17 protein-coding genes are annotated in these 23,605 nt (G+C 63.9%); 11 read left to right on the top strand and 6 right to left on the bottom strand.

What is annotated here, in order from left to right; all coding sequences use genetic code 11:
• Nucleotides 1-665 precede the first annotated feature (665 nt).
• Complete coding sequence (locus ACQCSY_RS22850) at nucleotides 666-932, top strand: hypothetical protein (protein ID WP_427136584.1); 267 nt, start codon at nucleotides 666-668, stop codon at nucleotides 930-932.
• Between the two features lie 241 nt (nucleotides 933-1,173).
• On the opposite strand, the gene ACQCSY_RS22845 is transcribed toward ACQCSY_RS22850, so the two are convergent.
• A complete protein-coding gene (locus ACQCSY_RS22845; RefSeq protein WP_427136583.1) occupies nucleotides 1,174-4,017 on the bottom strand; it encodes an NACHT domain-containing protein in 2,844 nt (947 codons plus the stop codon).
• Nucleotides 4,018-4,694: 677 nt separating this feature from the next.
• Nucleotides 4,695-5,360 (bottom strand): plasmid pRiA4b ORF-3 family protein, encoded by a 666-nt coding sequence (locus tag ACQCSY_RS22840; protein WP_427136582.1) that lies wholly within the window; start codon nucleotides 5,358-5,360, stop codon nucleotides 4,695-4,697.
• A 226-nt stretch (nucleotides 5,361-5,586) separates the two neighbouring features.
• Between ACQCSY_RS22840 and ACQCSY_RS22835 the strand changes: the two genes are divergently transcribed.
• Nucleotides 5,587-5,970: a hypothetical protein gene (locus ACQCSY_RS22835; RefSeq protein ID WP_427008505.1), complete on the top strand. Its 384-nt coding sequence runs from the start codon at nucleotides 5,587-5,589 to the stop codon at nucleotides 5,968-5,970.
• Nucleotides 5,967-6,731: a hypothetical protein gene (locus ACQCSY_RS22830; RefSeq protein ID WP_427136581.1), complete on the top strand. Its 765-nt coding sequence runs from the start codon at nucleotides 5,967-5,969 to the stop codon at nucleotides 6,729-6,731. The genes ACQCSY_RS22835 and ACQCSY_RS22830 overlap by 4 nt, the downstream gene beginning before the upstream one ends.
• Before the next feature lie 152 nt (nucleotides 6,732-6,883).
• On the opposite strand, the gene ACQCSY_RS22825 is transcribed toward ACQCSY_RS22830, so the two are convergent.
• Nucleotides 6,884-8,281, bottom strand: coding sequence for an IS1380 family transposase (locus ACQCSY_RS22825; protein WP_427136620.1), 1,398 nt, complete (start codon nucleotides 8,279-8,281; stop codon nucleotides 6,884-6,886).
• 132 nt (nucleotides 8,282-8,413) lie between these two features.
• Between ACQCSY_RS22825 and ACQCSY_RS22820 the strand changes: the two genes are divergently transcribed.
• Nucleotides 8,414-9,085 carry a hypothetical protein gene (locus ACQCSY_RS22820; RefSeq protein WP_427136580.1) on the top strand — a complete coding sequence of 224 codons (672 nt, stop codon included), beginning with the start codon at nucleotides 8,414-8,416 and terminating at the stop codon, nucleotides 9,083-9,085.
• A 387-nt stretch (nucleotides 9,086-9,472) separates the two neighbouring features.
• On the top strand, nucleotides 9,473-11,665 hold the full coding sequence (locus tag ACQCSY_RS22815; RefSeq protein WP_211878378.1) for an amylo-alpha-1,6-glucosidase: 2,193 nt from the start codon (nucleotides 9,473-9,475) through the stop codon (nucleotides 11,663-11,665).
• Nucleotides 11,666-11,771: 106 nt separating this feature from the next.
• On the opposite strand, the gene ACQCSY_RS22810 is transcribed toward ACQCSY_RS22815, so the two are convergent.
• The 3 genes from ACQCSY_RS22810 to ACQCSY_RS22800 all read right to left on the bottom strand — a co-directional run bounded on the left by ACQCSY_RS22810 (nucleotide 11,772) and on the right by ACQCSY_RS22800 (nucleotide 15,423).
• Entirely contained in the window at nucleotides 11,772-12,599 is an 828-nt protein-coding gene (locus ACQCSY_RS22810) for an IclR family transcriptional regulator (RefSeq protein ID WP_427136579.1), read from the bottom strand.
• 111 nt (nucleotides 12,600-12,710) lie between these two features.
• A complete protein-coding gene (locus ACQCSY_RS22805; protein WP_211878372.1) occupies nucleotides 12,711-13,967 on the bottom strand; it encodes an aminopeptidase P family protein in 1,257 nt (418 codons plus the stop codon).
• Between the two features lie 58 nt (nucleotides 13,968-14,025).
• On the bottom strand, nucleotides 14,026-15,423 hold the full coding sequence (locus ACQCSY_RS22800; RefSeq protein ID WP_211878370.1) for an MFS transporter: 1,398 nt from the start codon (nucleotides 15,421-15,423) through the stop codon (nucleotides 14,026-14,028).
• A gap of 227 nt (nucleotides 15,424-15,650) precedes the next feature.
• On the opposite strand from ACQCSY_RS22800, the gene glyA reads away from it, so the two are divergent.
• The 6 genes from glyA to ACQCSY_RS22770 are packed head-to-tail and all read left to right on the top strand — an operon-like array spanning nucleotide 15,651 to nucleotide 23,603.
• Nucleotides 15,651-16,985 (top strand): serine hydroxymethyltransferase, encoded by a 1,335-nt coding sequence (glyA, locus tag ACQCSY_RS22795; protein ID WP_211878374.1) that lies wholly within the window; start codon nucleotides 15,651-15,653, stop codon nucleotides 16,983-16,985.
• Nucleotides 16,982-18,202: a sarcosine oxidase subunit beta family protein gene (locus ACQCSY_RS22790; RefSeq protein ID WP_211878368.1), complete on the top strand. Its 1,221-nt coding sequence runs from the start codon at nucleotides 16,982-16,984 to the stop codon at nucleotides 18,200-18,202. Before glyA ends, ACQCSY_RS22790 begins: the two co-directional genes overlap by 4 nt.
• Nucleotides 18,203-18,216: 14 nt before the next feature.
• A complete protein-coding gene (locus ACQCSY_RS22785) occupies nucleotides 18,217-18,624 on the top strand; it encodes a sarcosine oxidase subunit delta (protein WP_211878350.1) in 408 nt (135 codons plus the stop codon).
• Nucleotides 18,621-21,569: a sarcosine oxidase subunit alpha family protein gene (locus tag ACQCSY_RS22780; RefSeq protein ID WP_427136578.1), complete on the top strand. Its 2,949-nt coding sequence runs from the start codon at nucleotides 18,621-18,623 to the stop codon at nucleotides 21,567-21,569. Before ACQCSY_RS22785 ends, ACQCSY_RS22780 begins: the two co-directional genes overlap by 4 nt.
• Nucleotides 21,562-22,197 (top strand): sarcosine oxidase subunit gamma, encoded by a 636-nt coding sequence (locus ACQCSY_RS22775; protein WP_427136577.1) that lies wholly within the window; start codon nucleotides 21,562-21,564, stop codon nucleotides 22,195-22,197. Before ACQCSY_RS22780 ends, ACQCSY_RS22775 begins: the two co-directional genes overlap by 8 nt.
• Complete coding sequence (locus ACQCSY_RS22770; protein ID WP_211878346.1) at nucleotides 22,197-23,603, top strand: L-serine ammonia-lyase; 1,407 nt, start codon at nucleotides 22,197-22,199, stop codon at nucleotides 23,601-23,603. Before ACQCSY_RS22775 ends, ACQCSY_RS22770 begins: the two co-directional genes overlap by 1 nt.
• The last annotated feature ends 2 nt before the right edge of the window (nucleotides 23,604-23,605 follow it).

Here is a 23,605-nt window from a genome sequence, read left to right as displayed (position 1 = left end):
GGTCCCATGCGTAGGAGCTCGGTTTGCTGGCGCCGACTGCAAGGGCGGCGTCCCTCCGGCCGGCTCCTTCTTGGCGCAGGCGCAGGTAGCGAAGCTGCTTCGCTGATGGGCCTCGCGGACTGACGGAGACCACGCCCGCGGCACTGGCCCAGTTGGAGCAGGTGGAATGGTTCAGACCGAGTTGCCGGGCTGCCGCGCTGACCCTGCCGGCCCAGTTGTGCGCGGTGCTGATGTTCAATCCCAGCTCCTGGGCCGCCGCGGTGATGGTGCCGGTCCGGTCCAGAACGGCATGGAACTGGTCCTTGTCCGCCTGGGTGTACAGGCGCTGAGGCCTGATCCCGGCAGCGTTCGCCCACTTCTGGCACGTGCTCCGGTTGATGCCGAGCTCCTTGGCCGCCGCGGCAACACTTCCCAACCGCTCCACGGCGGAAAGGAAATCCTGTCTTTGCGCACGGGTATGGGACTGCTGATGACGCTTCCCCGGCGCTCCGGCCAGGCGCGCCGATTTTTCCGTTGAAGGCGATTTTTTCTTTAAGGAAGAACTATTTTTCGAAGGTGATTCCATGGTGTTGCAACTCCCGATTTTTCGGGGGTGTTGCAACGATCGCTAGAACTCGCCCAGCGGGCATTTTTGCTGGCCGCCCGTGGGCACAAACTATTGGCCATTGACATCAGGCGCCGAAAGCCCGTGGCTCTTCCCCGGAACCAGGGCAGGCCAGCACCTCCACCCGAACACGATCATGCTTCGGCTTCGCGGCCTCGGGCTCGACCTGCGCGGCGCACGGAACAGGGCACTGGACGAGCACCTCTCCGTCACCCCGCCACCACTGGTCGCCGACGCACTCGGCTACAGCTACCAAGTCGCGTTCCTCCATGCCGACGCCGCAGGTGAACCGTGGTCCCGATACGTCGACCGGCGAACTGAACCCTGAATGAACAAGTGTGCCCGTCACCTCCGATGCGGGGCACCTCTTCTCAATGCCCTTCGACGATTAGGGAAGCGTCATTCTTGGCCCTCCGCCTAGCCTCGATCTTCGTCGGGTTCAAACAACGACTGACTCCTGGATTCGTAGCGATCAGTGATCTGCGCCGGCGGGACATTACTCACCGACAATACGCACACCTTTGATACGCAGGGGTGCCAGTAGAAGTGAAGTGACGGGCTGTTTTCCGTCACCTTTCCAGCAAACTGGAGTTCCCGCGTATCCATTGGCGTATCCAACGGCGATCCCTTGTATCGACAATGACCTCGTTGACCGAACTCAGCAACGAGTTCGTCGCTGGGTCGTCCTCGGATTCGTACTTACTGCCCCCCTCAGCAGCGCTCCGCTGGTCGAAAATCTGCGGGAGAAGAGAGTGGTCGAAAGTCACATCCTCAACTTCTTCACAGACCGACGCTTCACCGGAGTATTCGTAGGAGACAAAGGCATACCAGTACAGCATCTCTCTTGACGGGCGCTGTAAGTTGTTGTAATTCCCTGCCTCTAGAGCTGCACAGATTAGTCGGGCCAATCCGTAGTCCACTTTTCTAGTTCGGTTCGTTGAAGACTTGAACCGAACAGACAAATCATCCCAAGCAATTGCGGACCCGGGATGCATCGAAGGCCCAAAGAGTGAGTCTGTTATCAGTCCTGGGGCTCCGGTGTTGAACGCCTGAACGGCGAACAGGTCTTGTGATGGAATACCCGCTAAAGTTACATCGCAATCAACGGAATGGCGAAGAATGTAGGTCAGCACTTCCCCTGATTTCCAGGGTTCGTGTTGGTGTCCCAGTAGCACCAGGTCGTCGATCGATTCTCGCCAGCCTTCGTCAGCCAGCGACGTCATGCCGAGTGCATCAAACCATGTCCAGCGTGCAACCAAACCTTCGAGGAATGACAAATTCAGAAGGCTGCGCCGACCGACTTGCGGCCGTGAAGCGTACGATTCTTTGGCACGAAGAATAACGCGCGCTCGAGCATCTCTATTCAATGCGAACAGCGCGAACGATGAATCCCGGGTCATCGTAGCGGGCAAGACGGACCAGGCACTGCGGATCGAATCAACGAGAACATCCATTACGTGGCTTGGCAGCGCGATTGCATCGGCCAAACGAAGGCAAAGTGAGAGCCGTGCTTCGGCAGCCTGATCGACCTCGTGTTCGGGGGCCTTGAGAAGTACAAGCAGTATGTCGGCTCCGCCGTCATACTTGGTGCTGTCGTAATACTGGAGAATTAGGTCACAAAGTACCGAACTTGGATCGTGAACGAAAGCCGATCGGATAGCAGAAACGATCACACCCAGATGTTCCGACCTTTTCACTATCGCTTGCGCAGCGTAGTACTCCAAGAACGTACGATGTGTAAAGCTGAATATCCGCTCACCGCGATCGTTCCGGTATTGGGCGGAAAGCAGCCATGCCCTATCGGCACAAAACTCAAGGAAACGACGCGCCCTGGACGATGATTCACTAACGTCCACGCCGGCGTTTCGTCGAAAGAACTCCGCGAGGAGTCGAACCAGCTGTCGCTCTTCAACTCCCGATCTGGCATTTTGACTAGAATGAAATAGCCATGCTAGTTCTTCGAAGAGTCTTGCCCCGTATCGCATATGGTCAGGGGGCGTTTCGATGTCCCTCATCGAGTCCCATCGGGTAAAGAGTAGTTCTGCACAGTTTCCATACACTTCGAAGCGGTTCCGAGGCAGATAACCCCTCGCGCGGTACACATCGCAAAGCAGGGACAACATGAGTGGATTTGACCGAATGTCCTTGATCGACTCCGAATTCATGAGAAAACGGCGGGTGACTTCCGGAGCATTTCTCTTTAGAAACCAGAGACTGGCATATTCTGAGACCTGATCGTCCGTGAACTCCCGAAGACCAAACACCCTGAAGTTCTCTTTCAGAGCAATCCGCTCATACCCAACTCGGCGGGCTGTTGCAAGGACCGGGCACAGTGGGTACCTGCGCACGAAGGCTTCAATCTCGGAGACGAGTTGACTGCGACGACCGGGGTCAATAACTTCATCAATTCCATCGAAAAGCACGACAGCCTGACCGGTCGCCAGAATGTCCTTGATCACCCCTCCCCCTATATTCAGACTTCGCACCACCCTAAAGTCTCTGGTAACCCACTTATCCATCTCAAATGCAGAATCCGGACTAAAATTTCTGCAGGTAACCAGAATCGGAACCATGGCGCCGTCTTCATCTGACGCGATCTCCGCAACCATGTGACCGAGAAGTGTCGTTTTCCCTACTCCCGGATCGCCGAGGACCACAACGCGCCCAATACCATTTGGGCCGATAGGCAACTCAGATGTCTCGATATTTTTCGCAGACTGCCCTCGTTCGGTGAGGGTGCGGTGGATAAAAACGTCCTTCTTATCTACACGGAAGTCCCCTTCGAGGAGATGGTCCATGTTCATTACCCCGAATGAGCTCTTGATCTCACGGCGGATATCAAAGGCTGCATTCCTCGCGGCCTTGATACGCTCCAACCCAGAAATAGACTCCAGAAGCTGTCGGACATACAAAGGTAGCGGAGCGCTGTCCTGTAGTATTTCGGAAGCAGCGTCCGTGGATCTCCGGGCAGTGAGGAGACCTTTGACGTTGCTGGAGAGAGCGTCTGAACCGACGTGGGCCACAAAGTTCTCAAGTAGTGGCCAAAGGGATTGTGCTAACTCGCGCGCAATAAATTCTTGTTCTTTGAACTCGATTTCTAACAGTCGCTGGAACGCGTCCGTGAACTCGATACGTACCTCGGCTAAATCATGGGGATCTAGGGTCATCTTCGAAAGAATAAATGTCTGAATCAGACGTCCGCACTCCGGGGACCGCAAGGCGTTGAGGACAAGTCTTTCTTGTTCGCCGGTAATGATTATCGCGTTTTCATCGGCGTCGAGATCTCCGATTTGGATGAACTCCTCTAAAACGAGCCGGTCTTCCAGCCTGTGCTGAGGGTCCAATAGGGCGTCGGCAGTACGCTTGGCAATAGTCCCCAGAGCCGCGCTAATCAGTGGTGTAAGAAGAGTCAATGCCTGTCCCCTACGTCTTTGCCGCCGGCGGCAAGCCGGATAACGATGGTTTCCCGCTATCGTAGCCGCCTGAGGCAACGGGCTCGTTGTCCAGACTGCTTTCCGCCGTGTCGGAGAGCCACACAGTGTCCTCTGCGGTTCGTCTGCGGAGGTAGCTGGCTGCGTATGAGGCCACTGCAGAGCTTGTCATATCAGCCGGGCCGCGGCTCGTTAATGCAGATCCCTGCCCTGTGACAAGAGCGTCAGGTGTATCAACCCGGAGCCCGCAACGACGACCGCCGATAAGTGCCGTTACAGCCGCCAAGTCCAGGTCCTGCGTGTCTGCTCCGTCGGCCCACGCGGTACTCGTATCGTCAAGATATGCCAAGGGGACGGATGGAGAATATGCCGGGCGCTCCTCGCCTCTTGCCTGGTCAAACATCGATCGATGACGTTCTCAAGGAACAGTACGACCTAACTCCCCAGCTCCCTCTGCGTTGGGCCTCTTTTGAAACCACTCCGCAGACCGGTGTCTCGACGCCGCCGACTCAGACCGGATAACTCCGACAGGTCTCTCAGAGGGCCGCTAGGAAGGACAATACGGGGGGCAAATTGTCCCAGGGTATGGCACATGGAACGCCAAGGTGCGCGGGGCGAGGATCGCCGATGGCTGCCTTTGCTCCAGGCCCCTTTCCGGTCTAGGGAGTCCGGCCAGTTCGCCTGTGCAGAACCAGAATGAGTTCCCGGTTGATGGCTTCGACGTCAAGGAAGGCGGGATCAAAGGGCTCATCGGCGCCGGTCATCTCGGCGACCCACGCCAAATATTCAATGTGTTCAGGATGGGACTGGTCGGCCAGAGCGTCCAGAATCTCCTCGAACCCGGGCATGCCCCCGGAATCTTCCAGCGGGCCGCGCCGGGCGCCGCCGATCAGCCGCGCCGGCGGAGTACTGATCGTCGCCGGGCGGCGGGAAATGAGCTCGATCCGGTGAAGCCAGTTGTCGCCGAAGTCGTACTCATAGAACGCCATCCCCGATCCCCTAGCGAGAAGTTGATCCAGCGAGCAGTCCTCCTCGGGCCTGTCCGCCGGTTCTTCGCACCACTGCGTTGGGAGCCATTGGGGGGCCTCCGGTATTGCGCCATTGATCGGCCGCAGAGGCGCGAAGGGATCGCTGTCGGTGAATCTGTGTAGATGAGCGTCCTCCCAGCCAAAGGCCACCTGCAGGACCCCGTGCATCTGATCCAGCGATGTTGAGCCCCGGAGCTCCAGCTGACGCCAGATCTCCGGATGGCTGCCGACAAGAAGCACCCGTAACTCCAGGAGCGAATCCTGTCCGTCCGGGTTCGTGTCGACGGTATGTTTCATGACCCAATCGTCTCAAACCACCCGCAGTTCAATGAATGAGGGAGCCCGCGGGCCACTGTCGCCGCTGGGGGAGCTGTACAGAGCCAGCGCAGGGAGGGGGACGGTCGTGAAGTTCATGCGCCGGCGGGATTCCGAGAAGGGGTTAGTGCGTTTTTAGTGGCTTTTCGGTGGTAATTCGTGCCTGTTCCGCTAGGATTAAGGCACTAGTGGAGGGAGTGTGACAGCCGTGAGCATATCCATCGACGTCGGGGCCGCCCATGGCGGAACCGCACGCTTGGGGATCCGGGAGATCGTCAGACAACTCAACAGCGCTCTGGGGGCGACGCTGGTCGCAGCGCTTGCCGGCAGTAAGGACCCGAAGATCAGCTACCGCTGGGCCCGCACGGACGGACCCGAACCGCGGGCTGAAGCGCAGGCCCGGCTCCAATTGGCGCATCGCGCATGGACAGCTGTGGCGGGTGTGGAAGGTGAACACGTGGCGCGGCTGTGGTTTGTCGGCGCTAACCCGTGGCTGGGCGAGGTCTCCCCGATCGAAGCAATCCGGGACATGCGCGCCAAGGACGTTATGGGCGCCGCTGCCGCCATGACCGAGGACAGGTTCTCCGCTTGACGCAGGTCTGTTCCGCCGCGGGGCTTGCCTTTGTGGATGGGCCGGTCCTCGGGCACAGGATCGCAAAATCCTCGTACGGCCCGCTAAGCCCGTTGCCGCGCACCGTGGGGTCCACCGACAGGTCCTCGTGGTCACGTTTCGACACTCCTGGATCGACGGTGTACCTGGCCGGGGACAGGAGGACGGCATATGCCGAGGCCTTGGCCATGGCGAGGGTGGCCAAGGACTTCCGCAACGCTATTGCTTTCGCCGCCCGGCAGTTCGGCGTGCCTCTGGAGGATGCCAGGAGAATGATTCAGGACGACTGGACCAGGAACGGAAACATGGTGCCGGGCTGGCTGCCGGCCAACTGGCGCGACGGACGCCTGATGTACAGCCTGCAGATCAATGGCCCCAAGCGCTGGGTTGATCTCACCGCCGCTGAATCGATCGCGGCCTTGAACCGCCACCTCGGTCAGCAGCTCGAGGACACTTTCGGCATCGCGGACATTACCTTGGCGACGCTGGCAGGCGAGGACCGCGAACCGACGACACACATCGCTGCATGGCTGCGGGAGCAGGTCCTGGACGACGGCAACTACGCGGCCGGGGTCCGGGCCCATTCGAAGTACGGCGGCGGCGTGTGCTGGGCATACTGGATGCGCCGCAGAGACGACAACCTCGGCACTGATCCGGTCGAAGTCCTGGACGAGACAGAAATCCACCGCACCGACCCGGACCTGGACTACGTCCTCGCCATGTACGGACTGGACTGCCGCTAAGCCTGAATCCACCGGCCTGCCGGGGCGTGTAGCCTGATTCCGGTTTCGGCGGAAATTGTGGCGTGCGGGCAGGGCTGGGTACCGGGCCTTTCTGCCCGTCGGTGTTCCACTGCTGGTCCTGGTTGCGCCGTTGCGGCTGGGTTGACCGGGGTTCAGGCGGTTAGCGGTGGCGGGTAGACGTGGTCGAAGAGCCGTTGCCAGGGTGTTTCCCAGGGCCAGGCTTCGGTCAGGTGGAGCGTGATGCGCCGGGCCGGGGATGCGACGCGGGCGGGCACGTTGATGAGCTTGTCGCGGATGGTCGCGGTTTCGGCTTTGCTGAAGCGCCCGGCGGCGAGGGTCCCTGCGGCGCGGGTGAGGTTGAACGCCATGGTTGCGGCCAGGAGCCAGGCGGCGTTCGCGTTGAATTTCCCCGAGGGCATCGAAGCCAAAGCGGAATTCTTCAGGTCGGCGTGCACCTGCTCGATCACCGCGTGGGCGCGGTGGGTCTTGTCCGCGGTCACCGTGTCCAGGACCGTGGCGTCGACGGTGGTGAAGAACGCATGGAACCGGTGGGCCTCGAACAGGGTTTCCTGCCCGGTGGCGGCCTTGGCGTTCAGTTCCGGGATCCGGCGGACCACGAGGCGGCCGGTGACCTGCTTGGCCTTCTTTTTCGAGGTGAACGCGGTGAATCCGATTTCGGCGGCTTCGGCGTCGGAGATCCATTTACCGCTGTCTTCGTCGAAGAGGGCGTTGGTGTATTCGATCTTCTCCCACGCGGTTTCCGGGATCTTTGCGATGGCCCTCTTCACGGCCGGATCCATCCGCACGGTCAGGGAGATCTCCGCGCCGGCCCGGGCCGCGGCAGCGGCCACCGCATGGGCGTAGAAGGCCGAATCGGAGCGCAGCAGGACCATGCCCGTGGCACGGGCCGAGCGCAGCCGGGCCACGGTGGCCAGCAGGTCGGCGGTGAACTTACCGGCACCGCGGGCGGAGTTCGCCGCGCCCTTGCGCAGCCTCGCGGCGGCAATGACAGGGGCGGCCTGCCTGGTGGTGACGGTGCCGATCAGGGCGTTGATCCCGCGGACGCCGGAGTAACCGTAGCCGGAGCCCTGTTTCTTATAGCCGTAGACTTCCTTGATCGTGTCGTCGATATCGACCAGCGCCAGGTCATCGATTCCTTCGGCCAGCGGTGTGGCCGCGGCGAGGCCGGACAGCCAGCGGGCCGCTGCTGCCTCGAGCTGGCGGACGTGTCCGAAGGTGAACCTGCGCAGGAACGAGCCCAGCGTCGAGGGCGCGTAGGTGCCTTGGAACAGTTTGCCCGTTCCGCCGTGGCGCAGGATCCCCATGTCGTCGATGCAGTCCGCGCCGGCGGCCATCCCCGCGACCAGGGCCGAGACCTTCAGCCCGGCATTCGCGCCGTAATACTCCGGCAGCTTCAAGTGCCCGTCGACCAGGTCGCTCAGGCCTGTGTCGGCGGCCAGGGCCATGACCGGGACCAGCCCGGCCGACGACACGAGATTCGGATCATCGAACGCGCTGGAAACCGCCGCCCGGGTATGGAAAACTTGCATCTGCGGGATGCCCTTCTGAATCACGGAAAATTGCTCTAGACAAGCTCTATTTTCCCTGTTCAGGCGGGCATTTCCCGTCTAAAACGCCGGGCTGCTCTCAAACCCAACCGGTGGATTCAGGCTAAGGCACCCATGAGGATAGCAAAGACCGACACCATCGCAGGACTGCCCGCGCCGGCCGCCAGAGATTTCCTGCGCCGGGTCAGACTAACGGACTTTGATGAGGGATGGGCGCTATCTCTGCTGGAAACACTCGGTGCCACAGACCCCAGGTCCACCCTGGACAGCTTCGAAGGCGACCGGTACATCGAACGGGCAGACCACTCCCCCGACGGGTGCCTCTGGTGGACGACCACAACCCTGGGCAACGCCGTCGCCATGGCCAGCTTCGGGAAACCAATCACCCGGAAAACAGCGGATCGGCTGGTCGCTGAAATGCTGGACCGTGCCCGCGCTTACAACGCAGATCCCGGCAAGCCCAGCTATGTGCAGCGCCTGAGGATCTTTGGGAGCTACCTCGATCAATCGGTTGATCCCCTGGGAGACGTCGACGTGGAACTCGTCCTCGGCCGACGCGTGAACGACCCCAAGGAAGTCCTGCGATACACCACCGCAAGCGGCCGCTCGTTCGCCACTTACATCGACAGGATCCTATGGCCACAAACGGAGGCGGTGCAGATCCTGCGCAACCGTTCGGCAGCCATCAACATCACCACAGAAGACATCGGCCGGCTCACCGACAACGTCGAAACGGTCTACTCAATCTATGAGGACCCTGGTGCCGTCCCGCCACCGAACCTCTAGAACAGTCAATTGAACGGGGCCCGACGTCTTGACGAACTGGCCTGGTATGTGGGGTCACGACCTTGGAAAATAGCCGAGCACCCGCAGATCCGTGACGGAAATCCACAGCCACGCCGGAATCACGGTTCCTTCCGTCCCCTGACATAGGAGCTCTCTTCACCCCACCTAAAGTTCGCGAAGCCGAGAAGACGTTGGCTCAGGGCTGAGGAAAGCCCAGGGTCTGCCGGTACCTCCACCAGAGGGGTTTTCGACGAGTCGAAAGCTCTGGCATCGGGGAGCAGGCAAGAGTAGCGTCGGTTGGAGAATTTGGCGGCGACCGGCAGCAGCATGACCTGAGGGGCCAGGGCACGCTGGTGCCAGTGTCTTGAAGGCCGGGAAGGAGCCAGCATGGCTGGATGGAATGCTGACACTGCGGCTGGCCCCTTAGGAGCCGGGACGGTCACTTTGGTCGAGGGATCGTCCTTCTGCATCTCCTTGCCGAACGGGGACATCCATCCCGAACATCCACATGGACTTTTCTTCCAGGACACCCGTATCCTGTCCGGCTGGAGCCTCACCATTAACGGCCAGCCGCTTGAGCCGCTGGCGGCGGAGACGAAGGAGCCTTACCGGGCGCTGTTTGCCGGCCGCGTTCCCCGCTCGGACGGGTATGCGGACAGCCCGCTGATCGTGGAGCGCCTGCGCGAAGTGGGGACCGGCATCCAGGAGCAGGTCACCGTTCGCAATTACTCCCTGGAGCCGGCCGAATGCGTGATCTCCCTGAGGATTGAGGCGGATTTCGCGGATCTTTTTGAGGTGAAGGAGGCGCGGATCCAGCGGCGCTGGGACGAAACCCGCCAAGCGGACGGCGACGCGCTGACCATCCGGGCGCTCTGGCAGGAGATCCGGAAGAGCGTCACCATCCAGGCCCCCGGCGCAGACGTCTCACCGGAGGTCCTTACGTACCGGGTGTCCGTCCCGCCGCACGGCCAGTGGAGCACGGTACTCACCGTGGTGCCCGGCATCGAGGGAGCCGGTACCGCGGCGGCGTTCGTCCATACTGGCGGGGACGAGTTGTCCCCCCGGGACCGGCGCTGGCAGGAGTGGGTGGCCAAGATTCCGGTGCTGCACTTGGGAAACCGGTCCATCGAACGGACTTTGCGGCGCAGCTACGACGACCTGGGCGCCCTTCGCATCGAGGACCCGAATCATCCGGACCGCGTGGTGGTGGCCGCCGGCGCGCCCTGGTTCATGACCCTGTTCGGCCGGGACTCGCTGTGGGCCTCGGAAATGGCGTTGCCGGTGGACCCCTCCCTGGCCCTGGGCACGCTCCAGACGCTGGCAGACCTCCAGGGAAGCGTGGTGGACCCCATGAGCGAGGAGGAACCGGGGAAAATCCTGCATGAGGTCAGGCTCGATGTCTCCAGCGGTTTGGCCCTGGGCGGAAAGTCCATCTACTACGGCAGCATCGACGCGACGCCGCTGTTCGTGGACGTGCTCGGGGCAGTCAGCCGCTGGGGGTTCGCCAAGGAGACCATTGCCGCATTGCTGCCTCACGCGGACCGCGCGCTGGACTGGATCCGGGACTACGGGGACAAGGACGGCGACGGTTTCGTCGAGTATGAGCGCCTCAACGACCGGGGGCTGATCAACCAGGGCTGGAAGGACTCCTGGGACGGAATCAATTTTGCCGACGGCCGTCTGGCCCAGCCGCCTATCGCGCTCTGCGAGGTGCAGGCCTATGTCTACGCCGCCTACTTGGCGCGCGCATGGATGGCGTACGACGCCGGTGAGGCGGCTTTGGCGGACGAGCTCGCCGATCGAGCGGCGCAGTTGAAGAAACGGTTCAACGAGCAGTTCTGGCTGCCCGAGCGCGGATACTACGCTGTCGCCCTGGATGGAAAGAAGCGGCAGGTCGACGCGTGCGCGTCCAACATGGGCCACTGCCTATGGCTCGGCCTCGTGGACGAGGACAAGGCCCCACAGGTGGCCGAACGGCTGATGTCCCCCGAGATGTTCAGCGGCTGGGGCGTGCGAACCCTGGCAAGCGACATGGGCGCCTACAACCCGGCCAGCTACCACAACGGATCGGTCTGGCCACATGACAATGCGATTATCCAGGCCGGCTTGCTGCGCTACGGCTTTGTGGCGGAGGCACAGCGGATCTCCACGGCCCTGCTGGAGGCGGCCGAGTACTCGGGCGGCCGGCTGCCGGAACTGTTTTGCGGTTTCAGCCGGGACCAGTTCGCCGAGCCCGTGCCCTATCCGACGGCCTGCTCGCCCCAGGCCTGGGCAGCGACCACACCGATCCTGCTGGTGACGAGCCTGATGCGCTATGACGCCCACGTTTCCCGCGGCGGCCTATGGATGGATCCCGTACTCCCGGAGTCCTATGGCGACCTGCACATCACCAACGCGCCTCTGGCCGGGGGCCGGATCACCATCGATATCGCCGGTTCCGTCCCATCCGTGCAGGGGCTGCCCGAAGGGATGGTATTTCACCGCGGGCACCGGCCGTGGATTACAGAACTGGTGGAGCAAGCCAGCCAGCGCCGAAAGGCTCAGCAAGGGGCCCAGTCGGGCAGGCCGCCTTCCGGTTGATTTCTTTCTCGGCGCTGCAGAGGGCCGCCTGGGCGACGACGGAGACGGCCTGCGATTGGCTCCGTCAAAGAAGACGGTTGCTAGGCAAACCTAGTGCTCGGCAAACCTAGCTTTGGTTGCTTTTTTCGGTGTTCCTGGGAGCACGTCCGCCGAGGCGTGAGGTGACCAGGTGCGCCGCGGCTGCGCATGCTTCTCCCAGACTTTGCAGTCGTTCCCGCGAGACGCGGAACCGGGGGGCCGGGATCAGCACGGCGGCCACGATGTCGCCGCGGTGGTCGTAGACGGGTGCGGCCACGCCCACTTCGTCGATGGAGGATTCGCCGTAGTTGATGGCCCAGCCACGACGGTTCACATCCTTAAGCCTGATCTGGTACGCCTCGAGGCTGGTGTCATCCAGTCCCGGATAGGTGATGGCTCCGCTGCGCAGCAGGGCACGGACACGTTCGGCGGTTTCGGCGGAGAGGAAGACCTGCACGGAGGAGCTCATGGCGTCCTTGTAGCGCGCGCCGAGCGGGGTGGTGTGTTTGATCTGGTGATGGCTGGCGATCTGTTCCACGCACATCGATTCGGTGCCGTTCCACACCATGAGGGCGCTGGTCTCGCCGGTCTGTTCGGTGAGTTCACGCAGGACCGGGTATGCCACGCGCCGTTCTTCCAGTTCCGCGAGTAACGGGCCGGCGACGGCGATCAGCCCCAGACCGAGACGGAAACGGCGCGTTTCCGGGTCCCGTTCCACCAGGCGTTCCTGTTCAAAGGTGGACAGGATCCGGGAAACGGTGCTTTTGTGCAGGCCGACCCTGTTGGCAATCTCGGTGACGCCGAGCAATGGTTCGTCTGCCGTGAAGGTCCGCAGGACGGCGATGGCGTTGACGATGACGGAGGTGCCCTTGGTGTCGCCGTTTCCGTTGGTGTCAGGAGATTCTGCTGGAGTCATGATATACACCATCATTCCGTATGGGAGCCGAAAAGCGGCGCCACGTTGGACGTGGCGCCGCTTCCTTGCGGGCTAGGGTTTGCGGGCTATGGTGTGCGGTTCAGGGGACGGTCAGGCGCTGATGATGTTGTACTCGGGGCCGAAGGGGAACTTGGTGATGTTCTCGGCTCCGTCCTCACCCACCACCAGGATGTCGTGCTCACGGTAGCCGCCGGCGCCGGGCGCACCGTCCAGGACTGTGATCATGGGTTCCATCGAGACCACCATGCCGGGCTCCAGCACGGTGTCGATGTCCTCGCGGAGCTCCAGTCCGGCCTCCCGGCCGTAGTAGTGGCTCAGGACGCCGAAGGAGTGTCCGTATCCGAAGGTCCGGTTGGCCAGCAGCCCGTGGCCCACGTAGATCTCGTTCAGCTCGGCGGCGATGTCCTTGCAGACAGCGCCGGGCTTGATGAGCTCGAGTCCGCGCTTGTGGACTTCCACGTTGATGTTCCACAGCTCCAGGGAGCGGGCGTCGGGTTCGCCGTAGAACAGGGTGCGCTCCAGTGCGGTGTAGTAGCCGGAGGTCATCGGGAAGCAGTTCAGGGACAGGATATCGTGTTCCTGGATCTTCCGCGTGGTGGCCCAGTTGTGGGCGCCGTCGGTGTTGATGCCGGACTGGAACCATACCCAGGTGTCACGGATTTCCGAATCCGGGAAGGTCCGGGCGATTTCGTGGACCATGGCTTCGGTGCCGATCAGGGCGACCTCGTACTCGGTGATCCCGGCGGTGATGGCGTTGCGGATGGCCTCGCCGCCCAGGTCCCCGATCCGGGCACCGTGCTTGATGACCTCGATCTCCTCGGCCGACTTGATCATCCGCTGGCGCATGGCGGCCTGCGCCACGTCCACCAGGGTGGCCCCGGCGAAGGCCGCCTGGATCTTGTTGCGGTTGTCCAGCGGGAGCGAATCGTCTTCGACGCCGAGCCGGCGGACGGAAATGCCGCGGGTGCGGAGGGCTTCCTGAATGGCGAAGATGTAGTTGTCCCGGCGCCAGTCGGTGTAGACGACGTTGTCGCCGTAGCTGCGGCGCCACGGCATGCCGGCGTCGATGTTCGCCGTGACCGTCACGGTGTCGTCCTTGGTGACCACCATGGCGTAGGAGCGGCCGAAGTAGGTGAACAGGAAGTCGGAGTAGTACTTGATGGAGTGGTAGCTGGTCAGGACGACGGCGTCCAGATCCTTCTCCTCCATGATCCGGCGCAATCCGCCGAGCCGGCGCTCAAACTCGGCGTTCGAGAAGGTCAGCTTTTCCTTCTGCCCGTTGTGCAGGACTTTCAGTCGCTCCAGTTCGGCGATGGACGAAGCGGTGGCGGATGTGGTGCTGGTCATTAGGGTGGTGCCTTTCTGCAGTGCTGTTCTTTTCGTGAGGAAAGTTGAAGAGACTGATCTACTCGTGGGTCAGTGGTTCCTTGCTGGTTTCCCGGGACACGATGACGGCAATCAGGGAGATGACTGCGGCAGCGACCAGGTACCAGGCGGGAGCCAGGTTGTTGTGCGTGGCGGCGATCAGGAGGGTGGCCATGAAGGGTGCGGTGCCGCCGAAGAGGGCGTTGGAGAGGTTGAAGCTGACGGCGAAGCCGCTGTAGCGGACGCGGGTGGGGAACATTTCGGCCAGGAAGCTCGGGAGTGTGCCGTCATTGAGTGTGAGCATGCCGCCCAGCAGGATCTGGACGAGGACGATGACCAGGAAGTTCCCCGTGCCGAGCAGGGCGAAGGCAGGCACGGTCAGCACGATGAAGGTGATGGATGCGGCGATGAGGACCTTTTTCCGGCCGTAGCGGTCCGAGAGCATTCCGGTCAGGAAGATGAACCCGATGTACGTCACCAGCGCGATGGTGGTGGCCAGGAAGGATTCGGTTTTCCCGAGGCCCAGTTCCGAGGACAGGTACGTGGGCATGTAGCTGAGGATCACGTAGAAGCCGACGGCGTTGAGCAGCACTGCTCCGACCGCCTTTAGCAGCAGCCGCCAGTGCTTGCGGAACAGGCTGGATACCGGTGCCTTGATGGCGTGGTCCTCTTCTGCCAGTTCGCGGAACACCGGGGTGTCTTCGAGCTTGGTGCGGATGTAGCGTCCGATCAGGCCCATCGGGGCTGCGAGCAGGAACGGCAGGCGCCAGCCCCAGCTTTGCATGGCCTCGGCGCTGAGCAGGGTGGTCAGCAGGCCCGCGAGCAGGGAGCCGAGCAGCAGGCCTGCGGCCGTGCTGGCGGGTACGACGGCGGCGTACAGGCCGCGCTTGTTGGCGGGGGCGTACTCCACCAGGAAGGCGGACGCGCCCGCGTATTCACCTGACGCGGAGAAGCCCTGCGCGACGCGCACCACCAGGAGCAGGATGGGAGCCCAGATGCCGATGGAGTTGAACCCCGGGATCAGTGCGATGCAGAACGTCGCTCCGGACATGATCAGGATTGACAGGGAGAGCGCATTCCGGCGCCCGACCCGGTCGCCGATGTGGCCCCACACGAAACCGCCGAGTGGCCGCACCAGGAACGAGATTGCGAACAGGGCGAAAGTCAGCAGCAGCCCGGTCTGGGGATTGGATTCGGGGAAGAAGACCGAGGCGATTGTTGCGGCCAGGTAGCCGTACACCGCGTAGTCAAACCATTCGACGAAGTTCCCGATGAAGCTGGCGGCGATCACCCGCCGCCGGGTTTCCTTGCTGACCACGGGGTGTCCCCCGCCAGGGCCGGACACGCCGGCCGTCGGAGGGTGTGGGGCTGCCGGGTCCGGAGCCCGTCGTGACTTACTGCCCGGAATGGTTGCCGCTGGGTTTGGTTCGTTACTCATATGTCCACCAATGAAAATTTGGGTTGCATTGAACGCAACGCTGTTGCATCAGACTATGCGTGACCTGAAACACAGTCAAGACCTCATGGATAATCCGCAAGAAGAATTTCTTTCCATCCCCACGCGCGGAAAAGTGATTGACGCAACACCTTCTGCGTTCTAGAGTTGCATTCAACGCAACACTGTTGCATTCATGTATGAGTTTCCTTGAACCGAAAGAGGCCGCCATGACGGGCACCCTGAATGAACCCCTGGCCAGCGTCGACGCTGAAGTCAAGCGGGCCATTGACCACGAGCTGGAACGTCAGCAGTCCACCCTGGAGATGATTGCGTCCGAGAATTTCGCCCCCGCCTCGGTCATGGAGGCCCAGGGATCGGTGTTGACCAATAAGTACGCGGAGGGCTACCCGGGCAAGCGCTACTACGGCGGCTGCGAGCACGTCGATGTCATTGAACAGCTGGCGATCGACCGGGTGAAGGCCCTGTTCGGCGCGGAAGCGGCGAACGTGCAGCCCCATTCGGGCGCCCAGGCCAATGCGGCCGCGATGTTTGCCCTCCTGGAACCGGGCGACACGATCATGGGACTCTCCCTTGCGCACGGCGGGCACCTCACCCACGGGATGCGCATCAACTTCTCCGGCAAGCTCTACACCGTGGTCCCCTACCACGTGAGCGAGCACAATCACCTGGTCGACATGGCTGAAGTCGAGGCCCTTGCGCTTGAGCACCGCCCCAAGATGATCGTTGCCGGCTGGTCGGCCTATTCCCGGCAGCTGGATTTCGCCGAGTTCCGCCGGATCGCGGATCTCGTGGGCGCCTACCTGATGGTGGACATGGCGCACTTCGCTGGACTCGTGGCCGCGGGGCTGCACCCGAACCCGGTGCCGTATGCCGATATCGTCACCACCACCACGCACAAGACCCTCGGCGGGCCGCGCGGCGGCGTGATCCTGAGCAAGGAGGAGTACGCCCGCAAGATCAACAGCGCCGTGTTCCCGGGGCAGCAGGGCGGGCCGCTGGAACACGTGATCGCGGCCAAGGCCGTTGCCTTCAAGATCGCGGCCTCGGCGGAGTTCAAGGAACGCCAGGAGCGCACGCTCGAAGGCGCCCGGACCCTTGCGTCCCGGCTCCTGCGCGATGACGTCGCGGCGGCAGGGATCTCGGTGGTCAATGGCGGCACGGATGTGCACCTGGTCCTGGTGGACCTGCGGCACTCCGAGCTGGACGGGCAGCAGGCCGAAGACAGGCTGCACCGGATCGGCATCACCGTGAACCGGAACGCGGTTCCGTTTGACCCCCGCCCACCCATGGTCTCCTCGGGCCTGCGGATCGGGACCCCCGCCCTGGCTACCCGCGGCTTCGGCGCCGCGGAGTTCACCGAGGTGGCGGACATCATCGCAGCGGCGCTCATCGCACCGGCCACCAACAACGAGCTCAGCGACGAAACCGCCGCCGGGCTCCGCGGGCGCGTGGCCGCCCTGGCGGCACGATTCCCCCTCTACCCGCACCTTGGCGACAAGGCAACCGGGCTTGAGGCAGAACTGATTGGAGCAGCACAATGACCACGGAACATCTGCCGGAACACCCCGACTTCCTGTGGCGCAACCCGGAGCCCAAGTCCTCCTACGACGCCGTGATTGTCGGCGGCGGCGGGCACGGGCTGGCGACCGCCTACTATCTGGCGAAGAACCACGGGATGACGAACATCGCCATCCTGGAAAAAGGCTGGCTCGCCGGCGGCAACATGGCCCGGAACACCACCATCATCCGCTCCAACTACCTCTGGGATGAGAGCGCGGCGATCTATGAGCACGCCCTGAAGCTGTGGGAGATCCTGCCGGAGGAACTCGAGTACGATTTCCTGTTCAGCCAGCGCGGGGTCATGAACCTGGCCCACACCCTGGGAGATGTCCGCGAAAGCATGCGCCGCGTCGGGGCCAACAAGCTCAACGGCGTGGACGCCGAATGGCTGGACCCGGGCCAGGTCAAGGAACTCTGCCCCATCCTGAACACCAGCGACAACATCCGCTACCCCGTGATGGGTGCCACCTACCAGCCGCGGGCCGGCATCGCCAAGCATGACCACGTCGCGTGGGCCTTCGCCCGCAAGTGCGACGAGCTCGGCGTGGACATCATCCAGAACTGCGAGGTCACCGGCTTCCTCAAGGAAGGGAACCGCGTCGTGGGCGTCAAGACCAGCCGCGGCACCATCCACACCGAAAAGGTCGGTCTCTGCGCCGCAGGACACAGCAGCGTGCTGGCCGAGATGGCCGGGTTCCGGCTCCCCATCCAGTCCCACCCGCTCCAGGCCCTGGTGTCCGAACTGCACGAACCGGTCCACCCCACCGTCGTCATGTCGAACCACGTCCACGTCTACGTCTCCCAGGCGCACAAGGGCGAACTGGTCATGGGCGCCGGCGTGGACTCCTACAACGGCTACGGACAGCGCGGCTCCTTCCACGTCATCGAGGAGCAGATGGCGGCCGCCGTGGAGCTCTTCCCGATCTTCGCCCGGGCCCACGTGCTCCGGACCTGGGGCGGGATCGTGGACACCACCATGGACGCCTCGCCGATCGTGGGCACCACCCCGGTGGAGAACATGTTCGTCAACTGCGGCTGGGGAACCGGCGGGTTCAAGGGCACCCCGGCTGCCGGCATGACGTTCGCGCACACCATCGCCACCGGCGCCCCGCACCAGCTCAACAAGCCCTTCGCACTGGAACGCTTCGAAACCGGTGCCCTGATCGACGAACACGGCGCCGCCGCCGTGGCCCACTAGAAAGAGGTAAGGACATGCTCCTGATCCCCTGCCCCAACTGCGGCCCCCGGGACGAAACAGAATTCCACTACGGCGGACAGGCCCACGTGGCCTACCCCGCCAACCCGGCAGAGCTCACCGACCGCGAATGGGCCGAGTACCTGTTCTACCGTGACAACACCAAGGGTGCCTTCGCCGAGCGCTGGGTCCACAGCACCGGCTGCCGGCAATGGTTCAACATGCTCCGCGACACCGTCAGCTACGACATCCAGGCCGTCTACCCGATGGGCACACCCCGGCCTGCAACGGCCATCCCGGCAGCGGCAGAATCCGGCACCGCGAGCACCGGCGCTGACAGCACCACCACCGGGAACACCGCGCCCAGCATCTCCGCAACCAGCACCGCTTCCAGCACCCCCGCCCCGGAAGGAGCAACCAAGTGACTTCCCAGAACGCCCGCCTCGCCGCCGGCGGACGCATCGACCGCAGCATCTCCTGGCGTTTCACCGTGAACGGCGAGGAATTCACCGGCCACCCCGGCGACACACTCGCCTCGGCCCTGCTGGCCAACGGCCGGATCGCCGCCGGCAACTCCCTCTACGAGAACCGGCCCCGCGGCATCATGTCCGCCGGGGTGGAGGAAGCCAACGCCCTGGTCAGGCTCGCCCCGCGTTTCCCCGGGCACGTGGCCGAGTCCATGCTCCCCGCCACCACGGTCACCCTGGTGGACGGCCTGAAGGCGGACCTGCTCAACGGCCTGGGCCGCCTGGACCCGGAGGATGACCGCGCCGAGTACGACAAGAAGTACGTCCACACGGACATCCTGGTGATTGGTGGCGGCCCGGCAGGCCTGGCCGCCGCCCGCGAGGCCGTGCGCACCGGTGCCCGCGTGATGCTTCTGGACGATCAGCCCGAACTGGGCGGAACGCTCCTGTCCGGATCCACTGCGCCGGAACTGGCTGAGGCTATTGAAGGCAAGCCGGCGCTGGAATGGGTGGAGGGCGTGGAAGCCGAACTGATCTCGGCGGCGGAATGCACCGTGCTGAACCGCACCACCGCCTTCGGCGCCTACGACGCCAACTACGTCATCGCCGTTCAGAACCGCACCGACCACCTCTCCAGCCCGGCCGCGCCCGGCGTGTCCCGCCAGCGGATCTGGCACATCCGCGCCAACCAGGTGGTGCTGGCCCCCGGCGCCCACGAACGCCCGCTGGTCTTCGAGAACAACGACCGCCCCGGCATCATGCTGGCTTCTGCCGTCCGCAGCTACCTCAACCGCTACGCGGTGGCAGCCGGGCAGCGCGTTGTCATCAGCACCAGTAACGACAGCGCCTACGCCCTGGCTGCTGACCTGCGCACTGCCGGCGTCACCGTCGCGGCCGTCATCGACGCCCGTCCGCGCCTCTCGGACGTGGCTGTTGCCGCCGTCGAATCCGGCACGCGGGTGCTGATCGGCAGCGCCGTCGCGGACACCGCCGCTTCTGAGTCCGCCGACGGCCGGCTGGGCAGCGTGACCGTCCGCAGCATCAACGACGACGGCGCACTCACCTCCGGTATCGAAGAGATCGCCTGCGACCTGCTGGCCGTCTCCGGCGGCTGGAGTCCGCTGGTGCACCTCCACTCGCAGCGGCAGGGAAAGCTGCGCTGGGATGATGACCTGGCGGCCTTCGTGCCGAGCACCGTGGTCCCGAACCAGCAGATCGTCGGCTCCGGCCGCGGCAGCTTCGAACTCGAGGACTGCCTGGCCGAAGGCATCTCCGCCGGAGCAGCGGCCGGCATCGCCGCCGGCTTCGCGTCTGTTACGCAGCCGACCGTCATCAGCGAGCCGACGGCGTCCGCCCCGACCCGGCAGCTGTGGCTGGTGCCTGGTCAGTCCGGTACGCCGGAAGACTGGCACCACCACTTCGTCGACTTCCAGCGCGACCAGTCGGTGGCCGACGTCCTGCGCTCCACCGGGGCGGGCATGCGGTCCGTGGAACACATCAAGCGCTACACCTCCATCAGCACCGCCAACGACCAGGGCAAGACCTCCGGCGTCAACGCCATCGGCGTCATCGCCGCGGCCCTCCGCCAGGCCGGCGAAGCATCCCGCGGGATCGGCGACATCGGCACCACCACCTACCGTGCCCCGTTCACCCCCGTGGCCTTCGCAGCCCTGGCCGGACGCCAGCGCGGCGAGCTCTTCGACCCCGCCCGCAAGACGTCCATCCACCCGTGGCACGTCGCCCGGGGAGCCCTGTTCGAGGACGTCGGACAGTGGAAGCGCCCCTGGTACTACCCGCAGGCCGGCGAGGACATGGACACCGCGGTCCTGCGGGAATGCGCCGCCGTCCGCGGCTCCGTGGGCTTCATGGACGCCACCACCCTGGGCAAGATCGAGATCCGGGGCAAGGACGCCGGCGAATTCCTGAACCGCGTCTACACCAACGCCTTCAAGAAGCTCGCGCCGGGATCGGCCCGCTACGGCGTCATGTGCACCCCGGACGGCATGATCTTCGACGACGGCGTGACCCTGCGCCTGGACGAGGACCGGTACTTCATGACCACCACCACCGGCGGCGCCGCCAAGGTGCTGGACTGGCTGGAGGAATGGCACCAGACCGAGTGGCCCGAACTGGACGTGCACTGCACCTCCGTGACGGAACAGTGGACCACCATCGCCGTCGTCGGCCCCAAGTCCCGGGCCGTGATTGCCAAGCTCGCCCCGCAGCTGGCCGCCGACGGCGGTCTGGATGCCGAGGCGTTCCCGTTCATGACCTTCCGGGAGACCACGCTGGCCTCCGGAGTGCAGGCGCGCATCTGCCGCATCTCCTTCTCCGGCGAACTGGCGTACGAGATCAATGTGCCGTCCTGGTACGGGCTCACCACCTGGGAAGCCGTGGCCGCCGCCGGTGCGGAGTTCAACATCACCCCGTACGGCACCGAAACCATGCACGTGCTGCGTGCCGAAAAGGGCTACCCGATCGTCGGGCAGGACACCGACGGGACCGTCACCCCGCAGGACGCCGGCATGGAATGGGTCGTCTCCAAGGCCAAGGACTTCATCGGCAAGCGCTCCTACAACCGCACGGACGCCGTCCGCACCGACCGCAAGCACCTGGTCAGCGTGCTCCCGGTGGACGGAACGATCCGCCTGCCCGAAGGCACGCAGCTCGTGGAAAAGGGCATCACCGTCAACCCCGCCTACGGCTCCGTGCCCATGCAGGGGTTCGTGACCTCCAGCTACCACAGCGCCGCCCTGGGCCGTTCCTTCGCCCTGGCCCTGATCCAGAACGGCCGCAACCGCATCGGCGAGACCCTCGTGGCCGCCGCCGGGAACCAGCTGGTTGACGTTGTCGTCGCCGAAACCGTACTTTTTGACCCCGAAGGGACCCGCAAAGATGGCTGAAACAGCAGCACTCGAAAACTCAAAACAGATCCGGAATGCCCGGCAAAGCCCCGCCTCAATCCTGAGAGCGGCCTTTGAATCAGGGTCCGTTACGGGCGCGGTGAAGCTGAGCGAGGTGCAATTCCTAACCATGGTCGGCGTCAGGGTTGACCCGGACACCGAAGCAGGAATGCGAATCTCCTCCGTCACCGGAGGGCTGCCCCCAAGGTCAGGAGACGTCCGCGGCACCGGCGACACCGCCGTGCTCTGGATGGGACCCGAGGAATTCCTCGTCGTGGCACCCACCGAAGCCCACGAATCCCTCGGCGGCAATCTCATCCAGGCACTGCGCTCGGCCTTAGGCGACGGCGAAGGCCAGGTCGTGGACCTCTCTGCCAACCGCACCACGTTCGAACTCAAGGGCCCACGGGCCCGGGCCGCGCTGGAAAAGGGATGCTCCCTGGACCTCCACCCCCGTGTCCTGAAGACCGGCACCGCGCTGTCCACCGAGATCGGCAACATCCCCGCCATCCTCTGGAAAACCGGAGACGAGAGCTACCGCATCTTCCCGCGTGCCTCCTTCGCATACTTCCTGGGCCGCTGGCTCCTCGACGCCATGCGCGAATACGCCTCTCCCGAGGTCCCGTAATGGCACTCAGCGTCCTGGACCTGTTCTCCGTTGGCATCGGGCCGTCCTCCTCCCACACGGTCGGCCCGATGCGGGCAGCCAAACGGTTTGCCAACGGGCTGAGCGAGGAAGGCCAACTGCCGGCCACAGTCCGGGTGCAGGCCGAACTGTTCGGCTCCCTCGGCGCCACCGGCCGGGGCCACGGCTCGGACAAAGCCGTGGTCCTCGGGCTCCAAGGCCTGGACCCGGAAACGGTGGACACGGCCACGGCAGATGACCAGGTTGCGGCAGCCGCCCTTGACGCCGAACTGTGGATAGACGGCGACCACCGGGTGGACTTCAACTGGGACGAAGACGTCGTGCTGCACCGGCGCAAGTCCCTCCCGGCCCACCCCAACGGCATGACTTTCCGGGCGCTGGACCACACCGGGGCAGTGCTCAGCGAACGCAGCTACTACTCCATTGGCGGCGGCTTCGTGGTGGACGGCGACGCGGAAGGCGCCGACAGAGTCGTGGCCGACGCCACCGTCCTCCCCTACCCGTTCACCACTGCCGATGAGCTCCTGGAAATCTGCCGCCGTGAAGGCATGTCCATCTCCGACGTGATGCTCGCCAACGAGCTGGTCTGGCGCAGCGAAGCGGAACTCCGCGGGAAGCTGCTGGGCCTCTGGGCTGTCATGCGCGAATGCGTGGACAACGGCTGCGCTGCCGAAGGCATCCTGCCCGGTGGCCTGAACGTCAAACGGCGCGCACCCTCACTGTTCCGGACCCTCGCCGCTTCGGCCGCCACCGCTGCAGGCACGCCCGATCCCGTCCAGGCCCCCGCTGATCCCCTGCTGGCGATGGAATGGGTCAACCTCTTCGCACTCGCCGTCAACGAGGAAAACGCCGCCGGCGGACGCATCGTCACCGCCCCCACCAACGGCGCCGCCGGCATCGTCCCGGCCGTGCTGCACTACTACGTCAAGTTCGTTCCCGGTGCCAACGACGACGGCGTCGTCCGCTTCCTCCTCACCGCGGCCGCCGTCGGAATTCTCTTCAAGATCAACGCCTCCATCTCCGGCGCGGAAGTCGGCTGCCAGGGCGAAGTGGGGTCCGCCTGCTCCATGGCCGCGGCCGGGCTCTGCGAGGTTTTGGGCGGAACACCGGCGCAGGTGGAAAACGCCGCCGAAGTCGGGATCGAACACAACCTCGGACTGACCTGCGACCCCGTGGGCGGGCTGGTGCAGATCCCCTGCATCGAACGCAACGCCATCGCCAGCGTGAAAGCGATCAACGCCGCCCGCCTATGCCTCCACGGCGACGGCAGCCACAAGGTATCCCTGGACAAAGCCATCAAGACCATGCGCGAAACAGGAGCCGACATGAAAACCAAATACAAGGAAACCTCCCGCGGAGGCCTCGCCGTGAACGTGATCGAGTGCTGAAC

Source organism: Pseudarthrobacter sp. S9, from assembly GCF_050156545.1.
GTDB lineage: Bacteria > Actinomycetota > Actinomycetes > Actinomycetales > Micrococcaceae > Arthrobacter.
The sequence above is the reverse complement of the archived record's forward strand: the minus strand, read 5'-3'. Positions and strand labels throughout refer to the sequence as shown.

Coding starts and splice junctions, on each gene's coding strand:
- ACQCSY_RS22840 (WP_427136582.1), bottom strand. CDS start 5,360: ATGAAACATACCGTCGACACGAACCCGGACGGACAGGATTCGCTCCTG.
- ACQCSY_RS22825 (WP_427136620.1), bottom strand. CDS start 8,281: ATGCAAGTTTTCCATACCCGGGCGGCGGTTTCCAGCGCGTTCGATGAT.
- ACQCSY_RS22820 (WP_427136580.1), top strand. CDS start 8,414: ATGAGGATAGCAAAGACCGACACCATCGCAGGACTGCCCGCGCCGGCC.
- ACQCSY_RS22815 (WP_211878378.1), top strand. CDS start 9,473: ATGGCTGGATGGAATGCTGACACTGCGGCTGGCCCCTTAGGAGCCGGG.
- ACQCSY_RS22810 (WP_427136579.1), bottom strand. CDS start 12,599: ATGACTCCAGCAGAATCTCCTGACACCAACGGAAACGGCGACACCAAG.
- ACQCSY_RS22805 (WP_211878372.1), bottom strand. CDS start 13,967: ATGACCAGCACCACATCCGCCACCGCTTCGTCCATCGCCGAACTGGAG.
- ACQCSY_RS22800 (WP_211878370.1), bottom strand. CDS start 15,423: ATGAGTAACGAACCAAACCCAGCGGCAACCATTCCGGGCAGTAAGTCA.
- glyA (WP_211878374.1), top strand. CDS start 15,651: ATGACGGGCACCCTGAATGAACCCCTGGCCAGCGTCGACGCTGAAGTC.
- ACQCSY_RS22790 (WP_211878368.1), top strand. CDS start 16,982: ATGACCACGGAACATCTGCCGGAACACCCCGACTTCCTGTGGCGCAAC.
- ACQCSY_RS22785 (WP_211878350.1), top strand. CDS start 18,217: ATGCTCCTGATCCCCTGCCCCAACTGCGGCCCCCGGGACGAAACAGAA.
- ACQCSY_RS22775 (WP_427136577.1), top strand. CDS start 21,562: ATGGCTGAAACAGCAGCACTCGAAAACTCAAAACAGATCCGGAATGCC.
- ACQCSY_RS22770 (WP_211878346.1), top strand. CDS start 22,197: ATGGCACTCAGCGTCCTGGACCTGTTCTCCGTTGGCATCGGGCCGTCC.